This window comes from Stenotrophomonas sp. Steno-C15, from assembly GCF_056393265.1.
Genome location: NZ_JBWJPF010000026.1, coordinates 1 through 14931, shown reverse-complemented (window position 1 = coordinate 14931; position 14931 = coordinate 1). Strand labels below are relative to the sequence as shown.

Below are 14931 nucleotides of genomic sequence, written 5' to 3'. Positions count from 1 at the left end.
CGTGTGGCGGCGAAGTACTGCGATCTGGTCATGAAAGGTGGCATCACCAGCGGCATCGTGTACCCCAATGCGGTACTGGCGCTGGCGCGCGAGTATCGCTTCAAGAGCATCGGTGGCACCTCGGCAGGCGCCATCGCCGCCGCGGTGGCGGCGGCGGCGGCCTATGGTGATCGCCGCCAGCAGGCGGGCGAGTCGCTGCCCGGCGATGCCGGGTACGGTGGATTGTCGGCGGTGTCGGCGCAGCTGTCGCGGCGCGGGTTCATCTACGGTCTGTTCCAGCCGGCGCGCGGCGCGCGTGCAGCCTATCGGCTGCTGGTGGTGCTGACCGGCAATGCAGGCTGGCCCCGCAAGCAGCTGTGCCTGGCCATCGCCGTGTTCCAGATCGCGCCGCTGGAAGTGCTGGTGTCGCTGGCATTGCTGCTTGCGCTGGGCGCGTGGGGCGGCGGCTGGAGTGGAGTGGCGGCAACGTTGCTGCCGTCCCTGCTGTGCGCCTACGGCGCTGGCGTGGCCGGGGCCGCGCTGCGGGTCGCGCGGGTGGCACGACGCAATCTGCTGGGCCTGTGCAGCGGCCTCGGCAGCGACGCGCGCCGGCCGGCGTTGACGGAATGGCTGCACGGCTGCCTGCAGCAGCTGTCAGGCAAGCCGGCCGATGTGCCGCTTACCTTTGCCGACCTGCACGATGCGCCGCGCTATGCCGACGAGCCGGACAGCCCGCATGCCATCACCCTGCAGATGATCACCACCTGCGTATCGCACAACGAACCCCGCACGCTGCCGCTGGGCGGCGCGCAGTTCTGGTTCCTGCGCGAAGAGTTCGACCAGCTGTTCCCGGCCAGCGTGGTGCAGTGGCTGGTCAACCATGCGGGTCCGCCGCTGGGCGTGGATGGACGACTCTATTACCGCCTGCCGCAGGGGCCGCAGCTGCCGGTACTGGTGGCAACGCGGATGAGCCTGAGTTTCCCGTTGCTGATCAGCGCAGTGCCGCTGCATGAGCCCTCGCGCCGCGAGCGCCGCTGCGAGCCTGGAGCGACCGCCTCCGATCCGGAACACAACGTGGCCGACAGCATGGAGGGGCTGACCAGTGCCGGCCAGGCCTGCGGCCCGGTGATCACCGCCTTCCGGATCTGCTGGTTCTCCGATGGGGGCATCAGCAGCAACTTCCCGATCCATCTGTTCGACGCGGCGCTTCCGCGCTGGCCGACCTTCGCCATCAACCTGGTCTATCCACAGCATGCGGAGGAGGTCAGCTCCGGCGGCAATGCACGGCAGGCGCTGGAGCGATCGGTGTTCCTGCCCAGCGAAAACCGTCATGGCTGGCAACGCACCTACCAGTCCATCGCCGCGCCGGTGGCCGCCGGCGAGCTTGGCCGTTTCCTGTTCGCGGTGGTGGCAACCATGCAGAACTGGCGCGACCTGCTGCAGGCGCGTGCTCCGGGCTATCGCGACCGCATCGTGCACGTGACCCTGCAGGGTGATGAGGGCGGCATGAACCTGGACATGCCGCAGGAGGTGCTGACCCGCATCGCCGACAAGGGCAGCCTGGCCGGTGCGCGCTTCTGCGCGTTCTCCTTCGAGAATCACTACTGGATCCGCTGGCGCAACCTGGCCTCGGCCTACCAGCGTTACACGCTGGAAGTGGCGCGTACCGACGATCCCGCGCAGCAGGTGCTGGCCTATCGGGCGGCGTACACGATGGTGGCTGCCGGCGTGCCGTCGCCACCGTCGTACAAGCTGGGCTCGGAGGACAAGCGGCTGGCGTCACAGCAGTTGTGGGGGCTGATGGTGGAGCAGGGCCGCAGCTGGGAGGATCTCGGCCCGGACCTCACCGACGGCGCACCACGGCCGCTGCCGCAGATGAAGGTGACGCCGATCTACTGACCGCTGCCGCAGCCGATTGAACTGTTCCGGCGGGTGCCGACCTTGGTCGGCACGATCTGATCCCTGCGGTGGCTCATCGCCAGGATTCAACCGTGTCGACCAAGGTCGACACCCACCAGGGCAATGCGTCGTTCTGACAGCTTGCGGAGATCTGTCGAAGGCGGGGTGGGTCCGGTTGCGGGGGCGTGAGCGCCATGGATGGCGCGACCGAGGCTACATGGACGTACTTGCGCCGTCCCCCGCAACCGGACCCGCCCCGCCATCCCACGGAATGCCAGCTTTTGCCGTTGCCGTTGCTTAGGCCTGTGCAGGTGCAGGGCGCAGCCCTGCCGAGCCAACCCTATCGCCCCGGCAACTGCGCGAACGCGCGCTGCATGCAGTCCTCGCGCGGGCACACCCGGCAACCCGGGCCGATCGACACCGAATTGCCGGGGCTCTGCACATCCAGCCCCAGCGAATACACCAGCCGCTCGGCATGCTGCAGGTCGCAGCCCAGCGCTACTGCGAAGGTCTTGCGTGGTTGGCCGTGACCAACCGGGCCGCTGCTGACCTGCCGTGCCAGCCAGAAGTGGCGCCGCCCATCGGGCATGCGCGCGGTCTGGGTCAGGATGCGGCCGGGCTGGTTGAACGCCTCGTAGACGATCCACAGCGGGCATGAGCCACCCACCTGCGAGAAGTGGAAGTCGGTGGCCGAGTGACGCTTGGAGACGTTGCCGGCGCGGTCCACACGGATGAAGAAGAACGGCAGGCCGGGCGCGCTGCGGCGGGCCAGCGTGCTCAGCCGGTGGCAGACTGCTTCGAAGCCGACACCGAACTGGTGCGCCAGCAGCTCGATGTCGTAGCTGCTGGCTTCGGCCGCACGCAGGAAGCGCAGGTAGGGCATTACCAGGGCCCCGGCGAAATAGTTCGACAGGCCGATGCGCGCCTGCGCGATGCGCGCCTCGTCGCTGAATCCGGCGCGGGCAATCACCGCATCGATCTGCGGCAGGTAGCCATGCAGTGCCAGTTCGGCGGCCATCTGGAAGGCCTGCTGGCCCGGCTCCAGGTAGTCCGGCAGCCACAGCCGGCGGGCACCGGCATCGTAGTGGCGCTTCTCGCGCCCGGCCTGCAAGGCAGTCACTTCCACCAGCACGCCGTGGCGATCGGCCAGCAACTGGCGCAGGCGCGGGGCGACGTGCCCCGGCGACAGTCCCCATTCGGCAAACAACCGCTCGGCCAGCTCATCCAGCTCCGGGATGTGGTTGTGCATGCGGTTGAAGAACTCGCGCACCTGGTCGCCCGCCGGCAGGGTGCTGCCGGCACCGGGTTCGCCCAGCTGGAACTCCAGTGCGGCGGCATGTTCCCGCAACGCCAGGTGGCGGCGATGCAGGTCCAGCAGCGCCCGGCTCACCTGCGGCAGGTTGCCGGCCAGTGCCCGCAGCTCGGTGGCACTGACGTCGGCCAGCCCCAGGTCCCGCAGGGTTTCGGCCAATGATTCCTGCAATGCCGCGGGTTCATCCTCGTCGAACAGGGCGGAAACGTCGCCCAACACCTCCCCCAGCTTCTTCTGCACGGCGGGCGTCAACGGGCGCTTGTTGCGCTCGATCTGGTTCAGGTAGCTGGCAGACAGGCCCAGGGCGCGGGCCAGGTCGATCTGGCTGTAGCCGCGCTGCTCGCGCAGGCGCAGCAGGCGCAGGCCCAGCTGGCGCTGTGAAGACGGCAGATTCACAGAATTAACAGGAATCGTGAGGGGTGTTGGCCAGATTAAGCGGATTCAGGCCGGAAATCGAGGCGGCGGCTGTGAATAATGCCAAGCATCTTTCGCACCCCTGGATGTCGTCATGACTGTTGCAGCGCCCCGTATCCGCATGCTGATCGATGGCCAGTTCGTCGAATCGGCGACCTCCCACTGGCAGGACGTGATCAACCCGGCCACCCAGGACGTGCTGGCCCAGGTCCCGTTCGCCACCACCGCTGAAGTGGACGCTGCCGTGGCCGCCGCCAAGGAAGCGTTCAAGACCTGGCGCAAGACCCCGATCGGCACCCGTGCGCGCATCTTCCTGAAGTACCAGCAGCTGATCCGCGAGAACATGAGCGAGCTGGCGCACATCCTCACCGCCGAACAGGGCAAGACCCTGCCGGATGCCGAAGGCGATGTGTTCCGCGGCCTGGAAGTGGTCGAGCACGCCGCCGCCATCGGCAACCTGCAGCTGGGCGAGCTGGCCAACAACGTGGCCAACGGCGTGGATACCTACACGATCATGCAGCCGCTGGGCGTGTGCGCCGGCATCACCCCGTTCAACTTCCCGGCGATGATTCCGCTGTGGATGTTCCCGATGGCCATCGCCACCGGCAACACCTTCATTCTCAAGCCGTCCGAGCAGGACCCGATGGTCACCATGCGCCTGGTTGAACTGGCGCTGGAAGCCGGCATTCCGAAGGGCGTGCTGAATGTGGTCCACGGTGGCGAGGAAGTAGTCAACGCGATCTGCGACCACCCGGACATCAAGGCGGTCTCCTTCGTGGGTTCCACCCGCGTGGGTACCCACGTGTACAACCGTGCGTCGCTGGCCGGCAAGCGCGTGCAGTGCATGATGGGCGCCAAGAACCACGCCGTGGTGCTGCCGGATGCCAACAAGGAGCAGACCCTCAATGCGATGGTCGGTGCCGCCTTCGGTGCCGCCGGCCAGCGCTGCATGGCGGCCTCTACGCTGGTGCTGGTGGGTGAAGCGCGCGGCTGGGTGCAGGATCTGGTGGCCAAGGCCAAGACCCTGAAGGTCAGCGGTGGCACCGTGTCCGGTACCGATGTCGGCCCGGTGATTTCCTGCAGCGCGCGCGAGCGCGTGGAAGGCCTGATCGCCTCGGGCGTGGAGCAGGGCGCGCAGCTGGTGCTCGATGGCCGCAATCCGCAGGTCGATGGCTTCGAGAAGGGCAACTTCGTCGGCCCGACCATCTTTGCCGGTGTCACCACCGACATGCGCATCTACCAGGAAGAAATCTTCGGGCCGGTGCTGGTGATCCTGGAAGCGGAAACGCTGGAAGACGCCATCGCGATGGTCAACAGCAACCCGAACGGCAACGGCACCGCACTGTTCACCCAGTCCGGCGCCGCCGCGCGCAGGTTCCAGGAAGACATCGACGTCGGCCAGGTCGGCATCAACGTGCCGATCCCGGTGCCGGTGCCGCTGTTCTCCTTCACCGGTTCGCGCGCCTCCAAGCTGGGTGACCTGGGCCCGTACGGCAAGCAGGTGGTGCTGTTCTACACCCAGACCAAGACCGTCACCGCGCGCTGGTTCGATGACGAGACGCTGAGCCACGGCGTCAACACCACGATCAGCCTGAAGTAACGGCAGGAGCAGCCATGAGCCACTCGATGACGACGGAACTAGAAGAAGCGCAGCAGGCCTACCGCGAGGCCGCCCGCGACTTCGCACTGGCCGAACTGGCGCCGCACGCCGCGCGATGGGATGCGGAGGGCATCTTTCCGCGCGAGGCGATCGCCAAGGCCGGTGAACTGGGCTTCTGCGGTCTGTACATGGACCCGGAAGTGGGCGGCAGCGGCCTGAGCCGGCTGGACGCCGCCGTCGTCATCGAGGAGCTCGCCAGTGTCGACCCCTCGACGGCGGCCTACATCAGCATCCACAACATGGCCTCGTGGATGGTGTCCAAATGGGGTCAGCCGGCACTGCGCGACGCGTGGGGCAACGATCTGGCGGCGGGCATCAAGCTGGCCTCGTACTGCCTGACCGAACCGGGCGCCGGTTCCGATGCCGCCTCGCTGAAAACCACCGCCGTGCGCGATGGCGACCACTTCGTGCTGAACGGCGCCAAGGCCTTCATCTCCGGCGCCGGCGCCACCGAACTGCTAGTGGTGATGGCGCGCACCGGCGGTGCCGGTGCCGGCGGCGTCAGCGCCATCGCGGTGCCGTCGGACCTGCCGGGCATCAGCTTCGGCCGCAAGGAAGAGAAGATGGGCTGGAACAGCCAGCCCACCCGTGGCATCACCTTCGAGAACGTCCGCGTGCCGGTCAGCCACCTTCTGGGAGAGGAAGGCGGTGGCTTCAAGCTGGCGATGAAGGGACTCGATGGCGGCCGCATCAACATCGCCGCCTGTTCGCTGGGTGCCGCGCAGGGCGCGCTGGATGCCGCACGCCGCTACATGGGCGAGCGTCGCCAGTTCGGCAAGGCGCTGGCCGAGTTCCAGGCACTGCAGTTCAAGCTGGCCGACATGGTCACCCAGCTGGTGGCCGCCCGGCAGATGGTGCATACCGCCGCGCGCAAGCTCGATGCTGGCGCCAGCGACGCCAACGTGTGGTGCGCAATGGCCAAGCGCTTCGCCACCGATGCCGGTTTCACTGTCTGCAACGAAGCGCTGCAGATCCACGGCGGCTACGGCTACATCCGCGAATACCCGATCGAACGCCTGCTGCGTGACTGCCGCGTGCACCAGATCCTGGAAGGCACCAACGAGATCATGCGGGTGATCGTTGCCCGTCACCTGCTCAACACCGAAGAGGAACTGCGATGAAGGATTGGCGTACCCAGGAGCACGTGGGCCTGAAGGTCGAGGCCGATGGCCACACCGCCGTGGTCACCCTGCACAACCCGCCGGCGCATACCTGGACCGTGCACAGCCTGTCCGCGCTGCGCGACCTGGTGGCTGCGCTCAATGCGGACCGAGACATCTACGCGCTGGTGATCACCGGTGATGGCGAGAAGTTCTTCTCCGCCGGCGCGGATCTGAACCAGTTCGCCTCCGGCGACAAGGCCGCCGCGCGCGAGGCCGCACGCCGCTTCGGCGAAGCCTTCGAGGCGCTGTCCGGCTTCCGCGGCGTGTCGATCGCCGCAATCAACGGCTATGCGATGGGCGGCGGGCTGGAATGCGCGCTGGCCTGCGACCTGCGCATCATCGAAGACCACGCCCAGGTCGCGCTGCCGGAGGCCACCGTCGGCCTGCTGCCGTGCGCCGGTGGTACCCAGAACCTGCCACGGCTGGTGGGCGAGGGCTGGGCCAAGCGCATGATCCTGCTGGGCGAGCGCATCAATGCCGAGACCGCGCTGCGCATCGGCCTGGCCGAGGAGAAGGTCGGCAAGGGCGAGTCCAAGGCGCTGGCGCTGGAATGGGCGAAGAAGGCCGGCAAGCAGAGCCCGACCAGCATCGCGGCCTGCAAGACGCTGGTGCAGTCCACCCGCACCGGTACCCACGCCTCGGCGCTGGTGGCCGAACGCGAGGCCTTCGTCGATCTGTTCGATACCGCCGACCAGGTCGAGGGCGTGAACGCCTTCCTGGAAAAGCGCGCCGCGCAGTGGAAGAACGCATGACCACGGTCGCCGACGAAGCGCCGGTCCTGTTCGAAGAGCGCGTGGCCGGCAATGGCGCGCGCATCGGCATCGCCACGCTGAACGCGCCGCGCACGCTCAATGGCTTCTCGCTGCCGATGGCGCACCTGCTGCTGAAGCAGCTCAATGCCTGGGCCGACGACGACGGCATCGCGATGGTGGTGCTGCAGGGCGCCGGTGAAAAGGCGTTCTGCGCCGGCGGTGACCTGCACAGCCTGTACCAGAGCATGCGTGCATTCCGCGAGGCCGGCCGCAGCGATATCCGCGACAACGACTACGCGGCCGAGTTCTTCGACGTCGAGTACCGCGTGGATTACCTCATCCACACCTATGCCAAGCCGATCCTGTGCTGGGGCCATGGCATCGTCATGGGAGGGGGCATCGGCCTGATGTCCGGTGCCAGCCACCGCGTGGTCAGCGAGCGCTCCAAGCTCGCGTTCCCGGAGATCACCGTCGGTCTGTTCCCGGACGTGGGTGGCAGCTGGCTGCTGCCGCGCGTGCCGGGCAAGGGTGGCCTGTTCCTGGCCTTGACCGGTGCACTGCTCAACCCGGGCGATGCGATCTATGCCGGCCTGGCCGACGTGCACGTGGCCGAAGCGCGCCGCAGCGATGTGTTCGATGCACTGCTGCAGGTGGCCTGGTCGCGCGACGCCGCGAGCAACCACGAGCGCCTGGGCCACCTGCTGCAATCGTATGCCAGCGATGCCGCGACCGGTCCGCTGCTGGCCAACGCGGCGAAGGTCGACGCACTGTGCGACGGCGATGACCTCGATGCCATCGTCGAAGGCATCGCCCACCTGCAGACCGAGGATGCCTGGCTGCAGGCCGCCCAGAAGACCCTCGCGGCCGGCGCGCCCGGTTCGGCGCGGCTGGCGTTCGAGCTGCAGCGCCGCAGTGCGGGCCAGGATCTGGCTGCGGTCTACCGCCTGGAATACATCGTCGCCCTGCACTGCGCTGCCCACGGCGATTTCGCCGAAGGCATCCGTGCGCTGCTGATCGACAAGGACCGCACGCCGTCGTGGAACCCGGCCACGCTGGCCGAAGCCAGCGCCCTGTGGGCCGATACGTTCTTCGCTTCGCCCTGGGCCGATGCCGCGCATCCGCTGGCCGACCTGGGTACCCCTGCCGCTGAAAGGAGCCTGGCATGAGCCGCATTGCATTCATTGGGTTGGGCAACATGGGTGGCCCGATGGCCGCCAATCTGGTCAAGAACGGCCACACCGTGCGCGTGTTCGATCTGGTGCCGGCCGCCGTGCAGGCCGCCGTCGACGCCGGTGCCGGTGCCGCGTCGTCAGCACGTGACACCCTGGCCGACGCCGAGGTGGTGATCTCGATGCTGCCGGCCAGTCGCCACGTCGAAGGCCTGTACCTCGGCGATGACGGCATTCTCGCCGCGATTCCGGCCGGCGCGCTGGTCATCGATTGCAGCACGATCGCTCCGGCCAGCGCCCGCAAGGTGTCCGAAGCGGCGGCCGCACGCGGCCTGCAGATGATCGATGCGCCGGTTTCCGGCGGCACGGCCGGTGCCCAGGCCGGCACCCTCACCTTCATCGTCGGTGGTGAGGAGGATGCACTGGAGCGTGCGCGCCCGGTGCTGCAGGCGATGGGCAGGAACATCTTCCACGTTGGCGCCAGTGGTGCCGGCCAGGTGGCCAAGCTGTGCAACAACATGGCGCTGGGCGTGATCATGGCCGTCACCGGCGAGGCCATCGCACTGGGCGTGGCGCACGGTCTGGACCCGAAGGTGCTGTCGCAGATGATGGCGGTGAGCACCGGCCGCAGCTGGGCCACCGAAGTGTGCAATCCGTGGCCGGGCGTGCTGGAGAATGCGCCGGCCTCGCGTGGCTACAGCGGCGGCTTCGGCAGTGACCTCATGCTCAAGGACATGGGCCTGGCAGTGGAAGCGGCGATGAGTGTCGGTGCCTCGATCCCGCTGGGTGAAGTGGCCCGCAACCTGTATTCGATGAATCACCAGGCCGGGCGCGGCAAGCTGGATTTCTCCAGCGTCGTACAGCTCATCACCAGCGAGAAGTAAGCGAATGCGTCCCCGGCCGCGTGCCGGGGCCCACCCGGGGTGGGATGGGCGGATGCCTGGTTTCGACCGGCATCCGCCCATTTTTTTTTGCGCTTGGAGCCCCGGGGTCAGATCCCTTTCGCAACGCGAAAGGGATCTGACCCCATTTAGCTGCTGGGGTCGAAGCCCTTTGCCGTTGCAAAGGGATCCGACCCCGCCCTCATCAGGCGACGATCAGCGTCACGTCGATGTTGCCGCGGGTGGCATTCGAGTACGGGCACACGATGTGCGCCTTCTGCACAAGCGCTTCAACCTGCTCGCGCGGCACGCCCGGCACGTTGATGGTCAGCTCGGCCTCGATGCCGAAGCCGGTCGGGATCTGGCCGATGCCCACCTTGCCGGTCACGGTGGTGTCGGCCGGCAGCGCGACCTTGGCCTGGCCGGCCACGAACTTCAGCGCGCCCAGGAAGCAGGCCGAGTAGCCGGCGGCGAACAGCTGCTCCGGGTTGGTGCCCGGGCCGCCCGCGCCGCCCAGCTCGCGCGGGGTCGACAGCTGGATGTCGAGCACGTTGTCGGAGGAGACGGAACGGCCTTCACGGCCGCCGGTGGAGGTCGCCTGGGCGGTGTACAGAACCTTTTCGATGGACATCGGGATGCTCCTGGTCAGTGGGTGGTAGTGCGTTGGAGCCTACTTTGCCCGCTTTCCAAGGACGATGGGTGACAGACCGTCTGAGAAATTTGACCGATCGTCCTGCCTGTCTAGATCGTCCATTCCCGATCGGTGGTGAACATGATCGTCAGCCACCGGTCCGGCGAGGCTTCGCCCAGTGCATCGCCGATCTCGTCACGCAGTTGGTCCCACTCCCGCAGGGGCCGCGGCGGATCATCGGCCGGGACCACGAAGAACAGCTCGATCTGCTCGCCACGTCCCACCTGCGCCACATAGCTGCGGTGTTCGACGAAGCCATGCCTGGCGACGATCGTGCGCGCCACCGCGTCCACGTGGGCCTGCAGCTCCGGTGGGGTCACCAGCAGGATGCCGGCCAATGCCCGCCGCACCGTGCCCAGCGGCGCGATCATCACCAGTACGCAGACGAAGGCGAGGATGGCCGGGTCGATGTACGGCCCGATCCAGTCCCACGCAGTGCCACGCACCAGCGCGCCGCCCAGGAAGGCGACCAGATAACAGGCCGACATGCTGGCCGCGATCATCCAGTTTTTCGCGTCCAGCGCGATGAACTCCGAACCGATGCGGCGGTTGGCGCGCAGCACGAACACGCCCAGCGCTGCCTCGGCCAGCAGGGACAGCGCGGCGAAGATCATCGCCGGCCCCAGCGCGATGTGGCGGCCGCCGGACATCAGCGCGTCCACGGCATTGACCAGTGCATACAGCGCCGCACCGATCATCAGCGTGCCGCTCACGCCCAGCACGATCGGTTCCAGGTGCCAGAAGCCCATTGTGAAGCGCTGGTTGAGGCGCGACTGCAGCGCATCGGTACTGGTCGACAGCGCGATCAGGCGCGCGACCAGCAGCGACAGCCAGGTCATCACCACATCGATCAGCCCGTAGATGCCATCGAAGATGATGAGCGAGGAATTGGCCAGCAGGCCGAACACCACCGCAGTCAGCGCCAGCAGCAGTGCGCCGGCGATCGACAGGCGCAGCACGCCCTGCTCGGTGGTGGGGTCGAAGAAGTGCGGGCGATCGGTAGCCATGACCCGATTGTAGAGCGGAGCCATGCGCTGTCCGGTGCGCGGATTCGCCGCGGCGAGGGTCTGGTACGTACCGTCGGGTCCTGACCCGCGGGTGGATAGGGCGGGCGCTGCGGGCGAATCCGCCGATCGGCTGATCTCCGGTGCCATTCAGCAGCCCGGTGTAAACTATTGATCTCACTGGCAATGCCAGTCTCCACGATCAACGCCCCGATGACGTCCGCCACCGCCCGTTACGCCGATTCCCTGCGCCTGTCCGTCGCCCCGATGATGGACTGGACGGACCGCCATTGCCGCGTGTTCCACCGCGTGCTGGCTCCCGGGGCGCGGCTGTACACGGAGATGGTGCACGCCAACGCGGTCATCCATGGTGACCGCGAGCGCCTGCTCGGCTTCGACCGCAGCGAACAGCCGCTGGCCCTGCAGCTGGGTGGCAGCGATCCGGCCCTGCTGGCGCAGGCCGCGCGCATCGCCGCGGACTGGGGCTACGACGAGGTCAACCTCAACTGCGGCTGCCCGTCCGATCGCGTGCAGGCGGGCCGCTTCGGCGCGTGCCTGATGCGCGAGCCGGTGCTGGTGGCCGAATGCGTGGCCGCGATGGTCCATGCGGTCGACATCCCGGTGACCGTGAAGTGCCGTCTGGGCGTGGATGAGGACAACGAGTACGAGGCGTTCGCCAGCTTCGTCGATCGCCAGGTCGCTGCCGGTGCAGCGATGGTGGTGGTGCACGCGCGCAATGCCTGGCTGAAGGGCCTGTCGCCCAAGGAGAACCGTGAGGTTCCGCCGCTGAAGTACGACTGGGCCTACCGCCTGAAGCAGGAGCGGCCCGCACTGCCGGTGGTGCTCAACGGTGGCCTGGCCAGCATCGAAGCCGTGCAGGCCCAGGCCGGCCATGTCGATGGCGTGATGCTGGGCCGGGCCGCGTACCACGATCCCTATCTGCTGCATCAGCTGGAAGCGCTGCACACCGGTACGCCGCTGCGGTCGCGCGCGGACCTGCTGCGCGCGCTGCGCCCGTATGTCGAGGCCCGTCTAGGCGAGGGCATGGCCCTGAAGCACATCACCCGTCACCTGCTCGGCCTGTTCCATGGGCAGCCCGGTGGGCGCGCGTTCCGCCAGGTATTGAGCGAGGGTGCGCACCGTCCAGGCGCCGACTGGACATTGGTCGAACAGGCCCTTGCCGTCACCGAGCGCGACGCTGACCGTGCCGCTGCGTGACGTCCGTCACATTCCTGACTTGACAACGCCGGCCGATTCGTCCCGAATGTTCACTTAGATGAACAAACCTGCGGTTCGCCCGGAAAAGTTCAGATCGGATTCACTGCCCCAAACCAAGAATTTGCAAAGGAATTGTAAAGACCGGGTCCCGCACCCGGTTCCCGGATTTACGACTTTTGAACGAATCGCCGTGCTCGGCTAGGATCGCATCGATGTCTTCCGCTCCCCTCCATTGCCGCATTGCCCTGGCCACCTGCGTGGTGCTGGCGGCTGCGCCGCTGTCGTCGGCAATGGCACAGCAGCCCCCGCGTGCGGAACACGGCCGGGCGGAGATGATGGAGCGGAGCGAGCGGGGAGGCCGTGGCGACGAGCGCTCGCTGTCCGATGCCGTGCGCCGCGTGCAGCGCACCACCGGTGGCCACATCCTGGGCGCCGAACGGGTGCCGTTCGATGGTCGTGACATCAACCGGGTCAAGTACATGGACGACCGGGGCCGGGTCCGCTACATGGACGACCCCGCCCCGTCGCGTTCACAGCCGCGCACGCCGCGGTCGGATATGTCTTCACTACGCGGCGATAACCCCTGAACAGGGATAGTTGTCGCTATCAACCCGTACCCCACTGGCCTCCGGGCCACACCCAGGACACTAGGGAGAGTTCATGCGTATCCTTCTGGTCGAAGACGAAGCCCCGCTGCGTGAGACCCTGGCAGCCCGGCTCAAGCGCGAAGGCTTTGCCGTCGATGCTGCGCAGGACGGCGAGGAAGGCCTCTACATGGGGCGCGAAGTCCCGTTCGACGTCGGCATCATCGACCTCGGCCTGCCCAAGATGTCGGGCATGGAGCTGATCAAGGCGCTGCGTGACGAGGGCAAGAAGTTCCCGGTGCTGATCCTGACCGCGCGGTCGAGCTGGCAGGACAAGGTCGAGGGCCTGAAGCAGGGCGCCGACGATTACCTGGTCAAGCCGTTCCACGTCGAAGAGCTGCTGGCCCGCGTCAACGCGCTCCTGCGCCGCGCCGCCGGCTGGAGCAAGCCGACGCTGGAATGCGGCCCGGTCGCACTGGATCTTGCCGCGCAGACGGTCAGCGTCTCCGGCAGCAATGTCGACCTGACCAGTTACGAGTACAAGGTGCTGGAGTACCTGATGATGCATGCCGGTGAACTGGTCTCCAAGGCCGACCTCACCGAGCACATCTACCAGCAGGACTTCGACCGCGACTCGAACGTGCTGGAAGTGTTCATCGGCCGCCTGCGCAAGAAGCTGGACCCGGACGGTGAACTGAAGCCGATCGAGACCGTGCGCGGCCGCGGCTACCGTTTCGCGATCCCGCGCAACGAGGGCTGAGCCGGCTCACCCTGGCGATTGCACGATGTCCGGCCGTCTGTGGTTCTTCCGACGCTGGCGGCCGCGCTCCCTGCAGGCGCGCCAGCTGTTCGCCGCGTCCGTGGGCCTGGTCGCGTTCCTGGCCCTGGCCGGTTACGCGCTCGACGCCGCCTTCGCCGATACGGCGAAGGCCAACCTGCGTGAGCGCCTGAAGAACTACGCCACTGCCTATGCGGCCGGCATCGACTTCACCCGCGACCGTTCGCTGTACATCCGCGAGCAGCCACCGGACCCGCGCTTCGACGTGCCCGGCAGCGGTCTCTACCTGCAGGTGGTGATGCCGGACGGCAAGGGCAATTCGATGTCGGCCGAAGGCCCGATGCTGCCCACCGTCGGCGGCGGCCTGCTTGCGCCACGCCAGGAGGTGTTCGAAGGCCCGCTGCCGATGATCCAGATCGACGGCAGCCAGGGCTCGGTGTACCGCTACGGCCTGGGCCTGGTGTGGGACGCCGATGCCGATCCCGCCACCGAGTTCCCGTACACCATCTACGTGATGGAAGACTCGCGCGCGCTCGGTGCGCAGCTGCGGGTGTTCCGCAGCCGTGTCTGGTTCTACCTGGGTGGCATCGGCCTGATCCTGCTGCTGCTGCAGACGGTCATCCTGCAGTGGAGCCTGCGTCCGCTGCGTCGCGTGATCACCGAGCTGACCAAGGTGCAGCGCGGCGAGACCGAGCGCATGAGCGAGCGCCACCCACGCGAGCTGGAACCGCTGACCGACAGCATCAATGCCTTCATCGAGAGTGAGCGCGAGAACCTCGAACGCCAGCGCAACACCCTGGCGGATCTTGCGCACAGCCTGAAAACGCCGATCGCGGTGCTGCGCACGCAGATGGACAGCGGTGCCGGTGATGGCGCGCTGCGCGAAGAGCTGGACGTGCAGCTGCAACGCATGAACAACCTGGTGTCCTATCAGCTGGCGCGCGCTGCGTCGTCGGGCCACAAGCTGTTCTCCGCACCGTTGCCGATCGAGTCCAACGCCGAAGAGATCGTGCGGGGCCTGGAAAAGGTCTATGCCGCCAAGGGCGTGCTGTGCGAGTTCGACATCGATCCGGCCGCGCGCTTCCATGGCGAGCCGGGTGACCTGCAGGAACTGCTGGGCAATCTGCTGGAAAACGCCTTCAAGTGGGCCAAGCGCCGTGTCCTGCTGACCGCGCAGCCCCTGCCGGCACCGAATGCACGCCGCGCCGGCCTGCTGCTGGCCGTGGACGACGACGGCCCCGGTATCGCGCCGGACGATATCGGCAAGGTGCTGCAGCGTGGCGTACGTGGCGACGAACGCGTGCAGGGCCACGGCATCGGCCTGTCGATCGTGCAGGACCTGATCAAGGATTACCGCGGCGAACTGGCGGTCGGCCGTTCCAGCGAACTGGAAGGCGCCCGCTTCGAAGTGCGTCTGCCGCCGGGCC

At 67.5% G+C, this 14931-nt stretch carries 13 protein-coding genes; 10 read left to right on the top strand and 3 right to left on the bottom strand.

Annotated features, from left to right (window positions below; translation table 11 throughout):
• Positions 1-30: 30 nt before the first annotated feature.
• Entirely contained in the window at positions 31-1878 is a 1848-nt protein-coding gene (locus tag AC06FB_RS16285) for a patatin-like phospholipase family protein (RefSeq protein WP_197600125.1), read from the top strand.
• 340 nt (positions 1879-2218) lie between these two features.
• Here AC06FB_RS16285 and AC06FB_RS16280 read toward each other — a convergent pair whose 3' ends face one another.
• Entirely contained in the window at positions 2219-3580 is a 1362-nt protein-coding gene (locus AC06FB_RS16280; protein ID WP_219631758.1) for a helix-turn-helix domain-containing protein, read from the bottom strand.
• Between the two features lie 118 nt (positions 3581-3698).
• Here AC06FB_RS16280 and AC06FB_RS16275 point away from each other — a divergent pair, with 118 nt between their 5' ends.
• The 5 genes from AC06FB_RS16275 to mmsB are packed head-to-tail and all read left to right on the top strand — an operon-like array spanning position 3699 to position 9232.
• Positions 3699-5204: a CoA-acylating methylmalonate-semialdehyde dehydrogenase gene (locus tag AC06FB_RS16275; RefSeq protein ID WP_053520140.1), complete on the top strand. Its 1506-nt coding sequence runs from the start codon at positions 3699-3701 to the stop codon at positions 5202-5204.
• Positions 5205-5230: 26 nt separating this feature from the next.
• Positions 5231-6385, top strand: a complete 1155-nt coding sequence (locus AC06FB_RS16270) for an acyl-CoA dehydrogenase family protein (protein WP_440210885.1) — start codon at positions 5231-5233, stop codon at positions 6383-6385.
• Positions 6382-7179: an enoyl-CoA hydratase gene (locus tag AC06FB_RS16265; RefSeq protein WP_053520138.1), complete on the top strand. Its 798-nt coding sequence runs from the start codon at positions 6382-6384 to the stop codon at positions 7177-7179. The genes AC06FB_RS16270 and AC06FB_RS16265 overlap by 4 nt, the downstream gene beginning before the upstream one ends.
• Entirely contained in the window at positions 7176-8345 is a 1170-nt protein-coding gene (locus AC06FB_RS16260; protein WP_065174195.1) for an enoyl-CoA hydratase/isomerase family protein, read from the top strand. Before AC06FB_RS16265 ends, AC06FB_RS16260 begins: the two co-directional genes overlap by 4 nt.
• Positions 8342-9232, top strand: a complete 891-nt coding sequence (gene mmsB / locus AC06FB_RS16255; RefSeq protein ID WP_065174196.1) for a 3-hydroxyisobutyrate dehydrogenase — start codon at positions 8342-8344, stop codon at positions 9230-9232. Before AC06FB_RS16260 ends, mmsB begins: the two co-directional genes overlap by 4 nt.
• A 202-nt stretch (positions 9233-9434) precedes the next feature.
• On the opposite strand, the gene AC06FB_RS16250 is transcribed toward mmsB, so the two are convergent.
• Both AC06FB_RS16250 and AC06FB_RS16245 read right to left on the bottom strand, forming a co-directional pair.
• On the bottom strand, positions 9435-9860 hold the full coding sequence (locus AC06FB_RS16250; protein ID WP_049464150.1) for an organic hydroperoxide resistance protein: 426 nt from the start codon (positions 9858-9860) through the stop codon (positions 9435-9437).
• 110 nt (positions 9861-9970) lie between these two features.
• Positions 9971-10951 carry a cation diffusion facilitator family transporter gene (locus AC06FB_RS16245; RefSeq protein WP_283219748.1) on the bottom strand — a complete coding sequence of 327 codons (981 nt, stop codon included), beginning with the start codon at positions 10949-10951 and terminating at the stop codon, positions 9971-9973.
• Between the two features lie 159 nt (positions 10952-11110).
• Between AC06FB_RS16245 and dusA the strand changes: the two genes are divergently transcribed.
• The 4 genes from dusA to AC06FB_RS16225 all read left to right on the top strand — a co-directional run.
• Positions 11111-12142 carry a tRNA dihydrouridine(20/20a) synthase DusA gene (gene dusA, locus AC06FB_RS16240; RefSeq protein ID WP_262218889.1) on the top strand — a complete coding sequence of 344 codons (1032 nt, stop codon included), beginning with the start codon at positions 11111-11113 and terminating at the stop codon, positions 12140-12142.
• A 212-nt stretch (positions 12143-12354) separates the two neighbouring features.
• A complete protein-coding gene (locus AC06FB_RS16235) occupies positions 12355-12729 on the top strand; it encodes a hypothetical protein (RefSeq protein WP_053520383.1) in 375 nt (124 codons plus the stop codon).
• Positions 12730-12802: 73 nt separating this feature from the next.
• Positions 12803-13486, top strand: coding sequence for a response regulator transcription factor (locus AC06FB_RS16230; RefSeq protein WP_053520384.1), 684 nt, complete (start codon positions 12803-12805; stop codon positions 13484-13486).
• 25 nt (positions 13487-13511) lie between these two features.
• On the top strand, positions 13512-14931 hold a 1420-nt coding region (locus AC06FB_RS16225), incomplete at its 3' end, for an ATP-binding protein (protein WP_478053893.1).

Bases quoted from the DNA above. Each gene is read 5' to 3' on its own strand.
- AC06FB_RS16285 (WP_197600125.1), top strand. From the start codon at position 31: ATGAAAGGTGGCATCACCAGCGGCATCGTGTACCCCAATGCGGTACTG.
- AC06FB_RS16275 (WP_053520140.1), top strand. From the start codon at position 3,699: ATGACTGTTGCAGCGCCCCGTATCCGCATGCTGATCGATGGCCAGTTC.
- AC06FB_RS16270 (WP_440210885.1), top strand. From the start codon at position 5,231: ATGACGACGGAACTAGAAGAAGCGCAGCAGGCCTACCGCGAGGCCGCC.
- AC06FB_RS16265 (WP_053520138.1), top strand. From the start codon at position 6,382: ATGAAGGATTGGCGTACCCAGGAGCACGTGGGCCTGAAGGTCGAGGCC.
- AC06FB_RS16260 (WP_065174195.1), top strand. From the start codon at position 7,176: ATGACCACGGTCGCCGACGAAGCGCCGGTCCTGTTCGAAGAGCGCGTG.
- mmsB (WP_065174196.1), top strand. From the start codon at position 8,342: ATGAGCCGCATTGCATTCATTGGGTTGGGCAACATGGGTGGCCCGATG.
- AC06FB_RS16250 (WP_049464150.1), bottom strand. From the start codon at position 9,860: ATGTCCATCGAAAAGGTTCTGTACACCGCCCAGGCGACCTCCACCGGC.
- AC06FB_RS16245 (WP_283219748.1), bottom strand. From the start codon at position 10,951: ATGGCTCCGCTCTACAATCGGGTCATGGCTACCGATCGCCCGCACTTC.
- dusA (WP_262218889.1), top strand. From the start codon at position 11,111: ATGCCAGTCTCCACGATCAACGCCCCGATGACGTCCGCCACCGCCCGT.
- AC06FB_RS16235 (WP_053520383.1), top strand. From the start codon at position 12,355: ATGTCTTCCGCTCCCCTCCATTGCCGCATTGCCCTGGCCACCTGCGTG.
- AC06FB_RS16230 (WP_053520384.1), top strand. From the start codon at position 12,803: ATGCGTATCCTTCTGGTCGAAGACGAAGCCCCGCTGCGTGAGACCCTG.